The sequence below is a fragment of the Hyphomonas sp. genome (assembly GCF_041689225.1).
Lineage (GTDB): Bacteria > Pseudomonadota > Alphaproteobacteria > Caulobacterales > Hyphomonadaceae > Hyphomonas.
Map to the genome: position 1 here is coordinate 1 of NZ_JBDNGN010000136.1, position 9,365 is coordinate 9,365.

The following is a 9,365-nucleotide window of genomic DNA, read 5'->3' on the forward strand; positions in this document are numbered from 1 at the left end:
ATGCGCGATGGGCGGTTTATGCTGACTGAGGACCCCATCAATCCGCCCCTGCTTTATCCGAGGTTTTTTTCCGAACATCACGACAACTTCTATTTCGAACAATTCTCACATGACTATACGCATGATTACTAAAAAATGTATACTTGAGCGGCGTCTGGCGAATGCAAACCAGTCTCCATTATTCGCCGCACAGCAGGCTCTGGGCCACGAGAACGCCGCGCCGTCATTCGCGCAGCGCAGGATACCAGGTCGTCTTCCTGACGATTGTACGATATGCATTCTCGATCCTGATCGTTCGGCAACCTCTGGTACTTGCTCGTAAGCATTCATTCGCCCAGGAGCAGCCGATGACCGGCTTTGACGAGAATCTGTGCTCTGATGAATCCCGCCGCTATGTCCGCTTCGGCACCTGTGCCTACACGGCCTGCTCCATGTCGCCGCGTGACGACGGGACAAGCTCGCGATAGGCGCGCCAGCTGGCGAGGCCGATGACGGGGAAGGTGACGATCAGGCCGAGAAAGCCAGTGGTGATGCCAAGCGCCGTGAGGGCCACGATCAGCATGGCCCAGACCAGCATTGGCAGGAAATTCTGCGCGATCTTGCGCACGCTGGTGATCGTCGCGATGAAGACATTCGTCTTCTCGTTCAGCAGCATCGGCGCGGACACGACCACCAGCGAGAAGGCGAGGAACGCGATCACGCCGCCGACGGCTTTGCCGACCATGGCCATGTTCTGGCCGTCCGGCTGCGTGAACATGAAGGTCAGCAGCTCGGACAGCGTCTTGTGGACCCTGTAAGTCGACAGACCATAGATGATTTGCGATGCCTCGACCCAGAACGAGTAGACGAGGAACAGCGCGAGCCCGAGATACATGAGGTCTTGCCGGAAGGCAGAGCGCACTAACAGGATGTCGCCGACACGCGGGCGCTCGCCCTGCTCCAGCATGCGGCCCGTCTTGTACAACCCCATGGCGAACATCGGCGCGACCAGCATGAAAGCCGCCGCCAGCGCAAACAGCCAGCGTAGCGCGCCCGCGAAATAGAGCGCCATCGCGAGGCTGAGGCTGAGCGCCACCAGGATGGCGCCATAGACCAGACACGGCCAGAGGGCCTTGCGAAAGTCGGCCCACCCGCCAGCGAGCCAGCCGAACGGCGCGGTCAGGCCAACCGTGTTGACGGCCGGCAGATGCGTTGTCGTCGGCTCCATGCTTTCCTCCCAGAACATTTTCCTTTGAAGCTTAGCAGTGTGAGCGCCGGGCGAAAGTAAGGAAAGGTACGCATAGGGGGCAGATGGGAGAGCGGGCGCCCGGGCAGACCCTGCGGCATTTTTGCAAGTCATTCTCACCAAACTTGCAAGTCATTCTCAATCGTGACATGAGCGCGCATGTAACTCATTCTCAATTAGAAGGTTTTCTGTCTCATGCGTTTCCTAACTGCCGGTGCTCTGGGCTTGTCTGCCCTCACAGCTTCTCCTGCTCTGGCAGACGACGGTGGTAGGGAGTGGGATGAAACCCGGGTGATGGACACAGTTGCTGTCTTTGGCACCTACCTTTCCAATGAGAAATTCAGTGGCACCAAGACGCAAACACTGATTGTCGACGTGCCGCAAAGCCTCTCCGTGGTGACGAGCGACCAAATTGCCGAGCAGGCCTTCACCGATATAGGTGATGTTTTGCGTTATACTCCCGGCGCGTCGATTGGTCAGGGCGAAGGCCACCGCGACCAGATCACAATACGCGGTCAGAATTCGACGGCAGACTTTTTCATCGATGGCTTGCGTGACGATGTGGAGTACTTCCGACCACTGTATAATGTCGAGCAGATTGAAATCCTGCGCGGATCAAATGCGATGATCTTCGGCCGCGGCGGCGGCGGCGGGGTCGTGAACCGCGCGATCAAGCGGCCCGATTTTGATGCCGATATTACCAGCCTGTCCCTCAGTGCCGATACGTTTGGAGAGATATCGGGTGCCATTGATTACAATACGGCGATTAGTGCAGCCTCGGCCGTTCGACTGAATGCGTTCGCCGAATCGCTGAACAACCACCGCGATCAGTTCGGTGGCGACCGGTTTGCAATCAATCCGACTTTGGCCACCCGGTTGAGCCCGGACACAAGCTTGCTCCTGTCCTATGAGTTTGTGGATGATGACCGGGTTGTCGACCGGGGTGTGCCATCGGACGGGTCGGGCGCGCCGCTTGCGGACTACGACACGTTTTTCTTCGGCAGCCCGGACCGGAACCGGACGACCCTTCAGGCCAATATCGCCAAAGTGCGCCTGGATCACCGCTTTTCAGAGTCGCTGTCGGTCAATACGACGCTGCAATATGCCGACTATGACAACATGTACCAAAACATCTATGCTGCGAGCTTCGACGCCGTTGCCGATAAAGTCACTCTGGACGGGTACCAGGATGAAACGGCGCGTGAGAACCGGATCCTGCAGACCAACCTGGTCTCTGAATTTGCGATGGGCGGCCTTGCCCACACGCTGCTGATCGGGGCCGAATATGCCGATCAGCAGTCCGCCAATGCGCGTAACGACAATGTGTTTTCCGACACCAATGATGATCAGACCACGATAGCAGTGGCCCGCCCGCTGGCCTTGCCAGCCTTTGCGTTTTCGAATCCGGTTCGCAACCGCCGGTCCGATGTTCAGGTCCTGTCCCTCTATGCCCAGGACCAGATCGATATTGGCCAGCATTTCAAATTGATTGCGGGGGTTCGATTCGACCAGTTCGAAATTGATGTGAATGACATTCAAAACACTGCGCGGTTCAGCCGGACCGATGAGGAGATTTCGCCGCGTATCGGCATTATCTACAAGCCGATGGAAAATGTGTCCGCCTATGCGAGCTACAGCAAATCCTTCCTGCCGCGATCAGGCGATCAGTTCCTGGAGCTGAGCGATGCAAGCTCGCAGCTTGCGCCCGAGGAATTCAACAACCAGGAGATTGGCATCAAGTGGGACATGCGATCCGGTCTCAGCCTGACGGCGGCCGTGTTCAAGCTTGACCGGGATACAACTGAGCGCACGGCGGATGGTGAAGACAGCTTTGTCACGACGTCGGAAACACAAGGGTTTGAAGTCCAGCTTGGCGGCCAGGCAACCGATCGCTGGCGTGTGGATATCGGGTATAGCTATCTCGATGCGGAGCTTGAAGACGGATCGACGCGCGGCCAGGTCCCGGCGCATATGTTTTCATTCTGGAACCGCTATGATGTGTCGTCGCAACTCGGTTTCGGCCTTGGCGTCACCTATCAGGACGAACAGTTTGCGTCCGCCAGCAACGCCGTAACGGTGCCGGAATTCTCCCGGGTGGATGCGGCCATTTTCTACACGATACGCAATGGCACGGCGCTGCAGCTGAACATCGAGAATGTGCTGGACGAGGACTATTTCCCGGCAGCACACAATGACAATAACATTTCCCCCGGTGCGCCGCTCAATGCGCGGTTTACAGTCAAAACCAGGTTTTGATCAGGCAGGCGCATCGCCAGCTTTCCTTGCGGCCGATATTCCCCGGGATCGAACGCGGCCAGACGTTTGGCTAGCGATGCCGGGTCAATTCCTCCCCGGATGATACGTCCGCGTCGCGTTCGCCACCACGTCTTCGTACGTCAGGTGGGCGGTGCGCCATTCTTCGGCGGCGAAGAGGGGGGCCTGGTCCGCATAATGGGGTGAGGCCTTGTCCAGCGTGGCACTGCCATAGGGGCTGATGACGCGCGCCTGCTGATGGCCGGCTGCATCCCATTCGACCAGCGCGATCCATGTGTCGCCGGCGGTCATGTGCAGTTCGCCATCATCGCCCATGGCTTCAGGATAGACGGCGCGCAGCGTGTCGGCGGCGCCGCTGATCGGCAGGCTGGCCTTGCCGCGCACGAGCCGGTTGACCTCGCCCCATTCCGGGTCGATTCGGCCATGGTGGACAGTCAGCCATTCGACCGCCTCGCGGAAAGCGGTTTCCGGATTCGGGGCGGGCAGCTGGGTATATTTCGCGGTGACTTCGCGCAGCACGGTCAGGCCGCCGAGGGCCGCATAACGGCTGTCGGCATTCATCTTCCGGTCCCAGGCGGCGAGGCGTTTGGCCGCCTCGGCCAATTCCGGTTCCTGGCTCCAGTCGATCTCGAGCACCCGGGCGATCAGGTCAGCCGCTTCGGACCCCTTGGCATAGGCGGTGTCGAATTTCAGCGCGAGCAGGTCCGGTTCATTGATCGGGGTCTTGCCGTCGGTCAGTTCGATCATGCGCAGCGACCGGTTCGACTGGTTGGTCTGCAGGCCCATGGACTGGGGGAAGTCCTCGGGGCGGAGATTGTCTGGGCCGTCGGTGGCGCTGTAGGGCGTATTGTTGGAATTGAAGACGAGGCCGGACACGGGATTGACCAGTTTCGGCACGTCACTCCACGGACGATAGCCCTGCCAGATCAGGTCTGACCGGTCGCCCGGCATGTCGCCCGACCAGTCCCACGCGTCATTGCGGGCCGGGTATTGCGCATTGTGGATGAAGGCGACATTGGCGTCCTTGTCGGCATAGATATAGTTGATGCTGGGCAGGGCGTTCAGCGACATGGCGGTCATGAAGCCGTCCATGTCATTGGCCTTGTTCAACCGGTAATATTGTTCGAGCTGGCGGATTTCGCCCATGCCGGAAAAGCGGACCGCATAGGTGCCGTGCTTTGATTCGATGACCGGGCCATGCGCCGAGCGGAGCACCTTGCGCTTCACCTTGAGGGCAAAGGGACCGACCAGTTTGACGTGCAGTGTGGCGGTGGATTCGGCGAAATTCACCCATTCGCCGTCGAGCTTGTACTGGTTCCCATTGTCCGGGTTCACGGTCAGGACATAGGTGTCGACGAGATCCTGCGCGCTGACTGTATTGGCCCAGCCGAGATTGGCGTTGAAGCCGTGCAGGATGACCGGCGTGCCGGGGAAGATGCCGCCGGTAATGTCGAGGCCCTCATCGGACGATATCTGCGCTTCGTACCAGGCGACAGGACCGGACAGCGGCTGGTGGGAATTGATCATGAGCCGGGTGACATGGTCGCCGGCCCGGCTAGCCGAGACGGCGATGCCGTTCGAGCCGCGTTCGGCCATCGTCTTCGGGCCGATCATGAAGGCCTTGCGGCCCGCTGCCGGATCGAGCGCGATGGCCTGCGTATAGTCTTCGCCGAACAGGTGGAGCAGCGTTTCGTCGAGGCCGTAGAAGAAGGGCGTCTTGAACACGAAGCCGGCGACGACATCCTCGGCGGTGAAGGGGGCGAGGCCGCGCCATGTCGCCTTGGGGTGCTCTGCCGCGTAGAGGTTGAGGCCGGTCGCATAGGCTTCGGCCATGGCTTTCACGTCATCCGGCACGCCGGCGGCGTAGCGGGCATCCATCGTGTCCCAGACGCCGAGCAGGGCGACAATATAGTCCAGCGGGGCGGCGTCCTTGCCGCGATAATGGGCCATCACGCCCCGGCCTGCGGCGACGGTTTCCTGGATCGTCTCGAAATCGTCCTCGGCATGGGCATAGGCGAGGCCGAAGGCGGCGTCGGTGTCGCGGGCCCCATGGATATGCGGCACGCCGAATTCGTCGCGGATCACTTCAACGTCGTAGTTGGCGGCATTGGCGGCCAGCACGCTGGCGGACGGGTTGGCGGGCAGCGGGTCCCAGAGATAGATGCCTGCGCCGATCAGGACGATGAGCAAGAGGGCGCCAGCGCCCGTCAGGATTCGTTTCATGGTGTCTTCCCCGCCAGTTGGTCTTTTTGACAGCCTAGCGCCACGACGCCGATCTGTCGCGTGCCGATTGGAAGGGTTTCGCTGGGCTGAAAAGCGCCTTATGAGGCTGGCCCACACGCATTGATCGCGAAGGATGGCGCACCGCCCCATGACAGACCCTGTTGTACAAGCCCAGTTCACGGCCAAAACCCTGTCCGAGGCCCTGCCTTATATCCAGCGATATGCGGGCCAGACCATCGTCGTGAAGTATGGTGGCCATGCCATGGTCGACCCGGCTTTGTCGGCGGGGTTTGCGCGCGATGTCGTGCTGCTGAAGGCGCTCGGCATCCATCCGGTGATCGTGCATGGCGGCGGCCCGCAGATCGGCAAGCTGCTGGAAAAGCTGGGCATCGTTTCTGAATTCAAGGGCGGCCTGCGGGTCACCGACGAGGAGACGATGGAAGTCGTCGAAATGGTCCTGTCCGGGCCGATCAACAAATCCATCGTGCGGGCGATCAACCAGGCGGGCGGCAAGGCAGTCGGCGTGTCCGGCTCTGACGGCAACCTGATCCGCGCCGAAAAGGCGACCAAGACAAGCAAGGATCCTGACAGCCATATCGAGCAGGTGCTCGATCTCGGCTTTGTCGGCGAGCCGAGCGCGATCGATACGACCGTGCTGGACGTGATGCTGCGCAATGATTCGCAGCTGATTCCTGTCGTGGCGCCAGTCGGCGTCGGCCGTGACGGTGCGCGCTACAATATCAATGCCGATACCGCGGCTGGGGCCCTGGCGGCGGCGCTGGGCGCGAGCCGCCTGTTGCTGCTGACGGACGTGGCCGGGGTGCTCGACAAGCAGAAAAACCTGATCCGGGAAATCCCGGTGGCGGACATTCCGGGACTGATCGCAGATGGCACAGCTGCAGGTGGTATGATTCCCAAGCTTGAAACTGCCGCGCATTCCGTAAATCATGGCGTCGGGGCGGCTGTGATACTTGATGGGCGTGCGCCGCACGCTCTCCTCATGGAGCTATTCACAGAACATGGCGCAGGTACGCTCGTTTCTTAGACTTCTCGGCGTGCTTGGCGCGTTCATGGCATTTGGCAGCGGTGCCCAGGCGCAGGACAATGCCGATGGCTGGTCGCTGTGCAATCGTACCAGCTATATCATCGAGGCGGCGATTGGCCGGCCCGAAGGCGCGGGCATCACGATCGAAGGCTGGATCAAGCTGCAACCGGGCAGCTGCAAGCTCGCCCTGTCCGGACCGCTGGAGCCGAAATTCCACTTCGTCTATGCCCGCACGTCATCGGCCCACCGGGGCGGCGTGCGCGAGTGGGGCGGCAATACCGATCTCTGCGTCGACCCGACGGGCAGCTTTTCGCTTGAAAGCCCGCCGGAATGCGCGGCCATGGGGCTTGAGGCGCGGGGCTTCCGGGCGGTCGAAATCACGCGGCGGACCCGCTGGGTCACGCCGTTCACCGAGATCGACAATTACGACTCCACCAAGGCGCGAGCCGCCGGTATCCAGCGCCTGCTGGAGGAAGCCGGGGTCGTGTCCGGGGTGATCGACGGCAATATCGGCCACAAGACCCACACCGCAATCGCCGAATTCCTGAAAAAGAACGGCCTGCCCGCGACGACGTCGGAATCCGACCTGATCGATTTCCTGGAGCAGGTCGCCAAGGAACGCGGCCGTGCGGTCGGGTTTACCGTATGCAATCGCACCAAGAACCGTATCTGGAGCGCGATTGCGCGGCGCGGTTCCGAGGGCTGGGAAAGCCGGGGCTGGTGGATGCTCGAGGCGGGGGGCTGTTCGCGCGTGATCGACCGGCCGCTGAGCGGGTCTGACCATTTCGTGTATGGCGAGATGGAGGATGGCGACAATTTGCGCACGCTGGCCAAGGCGTCGGATGCATTTTGTGTCGGGCGCTCGAAATTCGCGATTGTCGGCCGCGACGATTGCGAACCCTCAGCCTATCGCACCGCCCTGTTCGCCGCAACGCCAGCGCCGGTCGACCGCAAGCTGGTGTTCGAATTCTTCGAGCGCGACTTCGCCAAGGCCAGCGCGAATGAGCGATAGGCATGCCGGCGTCCACCTGACACCGTTCGGCAGTTTCGGGCATGTCCGCGACTGGGTGTTCGATCTCGACAACACGCTCTATCCGGCCGAATGCGATCTCTTCGCCGAGATCGACACGCGGATGACGGATTTCGTGTCGCGGTTGCTGAACCTGCCGCGCGGGGATGCCCGCATCATCCAGAAAAAATACTATGCCGAGCATGGCACCACGCTTTCCGGCCTGATGGAAGTCCACAATATAGATCCAGCAGAGTTCCTAAGCTACGTCCATGAAATAGACTTGTCTCCGCTGCCGGACCTGCCTCTGCTGCGTACCGTGCTGGAGGCGCTGCCGGGCCGCAAGTTCGTCTACACCAATGGTTCGCGGCGGCATGCCGAGCGTGTCACCGAGAAAATGGGCCTGGCGCATATATTCAACGGGAGCTTCGGGATCGAGGACGCGTCCTACGCACCAAAGCCTCGGCCGGCCTCCTATGCGGCGTTCAGCAAGATGCATGATGTCGAGCCGACCGAGGCGATCTTTTTTGAAGACCTGGCCCGTAATCTCGCGCCAGCTAAAGACGCGGGCTTCACCACGGTTCTCGTGCATTCGGAAAAAGACTGGAGCCACGAGCCGATCGAGGCGCGTCCTGCAAGCCTTGCGGACGTTCTGGGGGATGACGGGCTGGGCCACATCGACTATGTGACGGGCGACCTCGCCGCTTTCCTTGAAGCGGCGCTGGAAACACTCAAGCCTGCCTGTCCTCCGGAGACCCAGACATGACCCATGCCCTTGCTGACGTAATCGACCGCGCCTGGGAAGGCCGCGACAAACTATCGACCGACACAAAGGGCGAAGTTCGCGAAGTCGTCGATGCTGCGCTCGACCTGCTCGACCGGGGCGAGGCGCGCGTTGCCAGCAAGGAAGCCGATGGCAGCTGGACCGTTCACCAATGGCTGAAAAAAGCCGTGCTCCTGTCCTTCCGCCTGAATGCCAATGGCATGATTGCCGGTGTGCCGGGCGGCGGCAATTGGTGGGACAAGGTGCCGTCGAAGTTCGAGGGCTGGGGCGAGACGGAATTCCGCGAGGCCGGTTTCCGCGCTGTGCCGCCCGCCGCCGTGCGCCGGGGCGCCTTCATCGCGAAGAACGCGGTGCTAATGCCGTCTTATGTGAATATCGGTGCCTATGTCGGCGAAGGCACGATGATCGACACCTGGGCCTCAGTTGGCTCGTGTGCGCAGGTTGGCGCCAATTGCCACATCTCGGCTGGCACCGGCATTGGCGGCGTTCTGGAGCCGCTGCAGGCCAACCCGACCATCATCGAGGACAATTGCTTCATCGGTGCACGGTCGGAAGTGGTTGAAGGGGTGGTCGTCGGCGAAGGCTCGGTGATCGCCATGGGCGTGTTCATCACCCAGTCGACCAAGATCGTTGACCGCAAGTCCGGCGCCATCACCTATGGCTATGTGCCGCCCTATTCCGTCGTCGTACCGGGCACGCTGCCGGACAAGAATGGCGGGCCAAGCCTAGCTTGCGCGGTGATTGTGAAAACCGTCGATGCGCAGACGCGGTCGAAGACCGGCGTCAACGAACTGCTGCGGGACTA

At 61.1% G+C, this 9,365-nt stretch carries 7 protein-coding genes; 5 read left to right on the forward strand and 2 right to left on the reverse strand.

The window, feature by feature from the left end:
• Window positions 1-415: 415 nt before the first annotated feature.
• A complete protein-coding gene (locus tag ACESNB_RS13830) occupies window positions 416-1,207 on the reverse strand; it encodes a DUF2189 domain-containing protein (protein ID WP_373008295.1) in 792 nt (263 codons plus the stop codon).
• Between the two features lie 312 nt (window positions 1,208-1,519).
• Here ACESNB_RS13830 and ACESNB_RS13835 point away from each other — a divergent pair, with 312 nt between their 5' ends.
• The gene (locus ACESNB_RS13835; protein ID WP_373008297.1) at window positions 1,520-3,481 is read left to right on the forward strand and encodes a TonB-dependent receptor; all 1,962 of its coding nucleotides are present in this window, start codon (window positions 1,520-1,522) and stop codon (window positions 3,479-3,481) included.
• An 84-nt stretch (window positions 3,482-3,565) separates the two neighbouring features.
• Here the strand turns inward: ACESNB_RS13835 and ACESNB_RS13840 are convergent, their stop codons facing one another.
• Entirely contained in the window at window positions 3,566-5,722 is a 2,157-nt protein-coding gene (locus ACESNB_RS13840) for a penicillin acylase family protein (protein ID WP_373008299.1), read from the reverse strand.
• Between the two features lie 148 nt (window positions 5,723-5,870).
• Here ACESNB_RS13840 and argB point away from each other — a divergent pair, with 148 nt between their 5' ends.
• The 4 genes from argB to dapD form a co-directional block, all read left to right on the forward strand.
• On the forward strand, window positions 5,871-6,767 hold the full coding sequence (gene argB, locus ACESNB_RS13845) for an acetylglutamate kinase (protein ID WP_373008301.1): 897 nt from the start codon (window positions 5,871-5,873) through the stop codon (window positions 6,765-6,767).
• Window positions 6,742-7,779, forward strand: a complete 1,038-nt coding sequence (locus tag ACESNB_RS13850; RefSeq protein WP_373008303.1) for a DUF1036 domain-containing protein — start codon at window positions 6,742-6,744, stop codon at window positions 7,777-7,779. Before argB ends, ACESNB_RS13850 begins: the two co-directional genes overlap by 26 nt.
• On the forward strand, window positions 7,769-8,542 hold the full coding sequence (locus tag ACESNB_RS13855) for a pyrimidine 5'-nucleotidase (protein ID WP_373008305.1): 774 nt from the start codon (window positions 7,769-7,771) through the stop codon (window positions 8,540-8,542). The genes ACESNB_RS13850 and ACESNB_RS13855 overlap by 11 nt, the downstream gene beginning before the upstream one ends.
• Window positions 8,539-9,365 (forward strand): 2,3,4,5-tetrahydropyridine-2,6-dicarboxylate N-succinyltransferase (gene dapD, locus ACESNB_RS13860; protein WP_373008307.1); only part of this gene is annotated, 827 nt, incomplete at its 3' end. The genes ACESNB_RS13855 and dapD, both read left to right, overlap by 4 nt.

Coding starts and splice junctions, on each gene's coding strand:
- ACESNB_RS13830 (WP_373008295.1), bottom strand. CDS start 1,207: ATGGAGCCGACGACAACGCATCTGCCGGCCGTCAACACGGTTGGCCTG.
- ACESNB_RS13835 (WP_373008297.1), top strand. CDS start 1,520: ATGGACACAGTTGCTGTCTTTGGCACCTACCTTTCCAATGAGAAATTC.
- ACESNB_RS13840 (WP_373008299.1), bottom strand. CDS start 5,722: ATGAAACGAATCCTGACGGGCGCTGGCGCCCTCTTGCTCATCGTCCTG.
- argB (WP_373008301.1), top strand. CDS start 5,871: ATGACAGACCCTGTTGTACAAGCCCAGTTCACGGCCAAAACCCTGTCC.
- ACESNB_RS13850 (WP_373008303.1), top strand. CDS start 6,742: ATGGCGCAGGTACGCTCGTTTCTTAGACTTCTCGGCGTGCTTGGCGCG.
- ACESNB_RS13855 (WP_373008305.1), top strand. CDS start 7,769: ATGAGCGATAGGCATGCCGGCGTCCACCTGACACCGTTCGGCAGTTTC.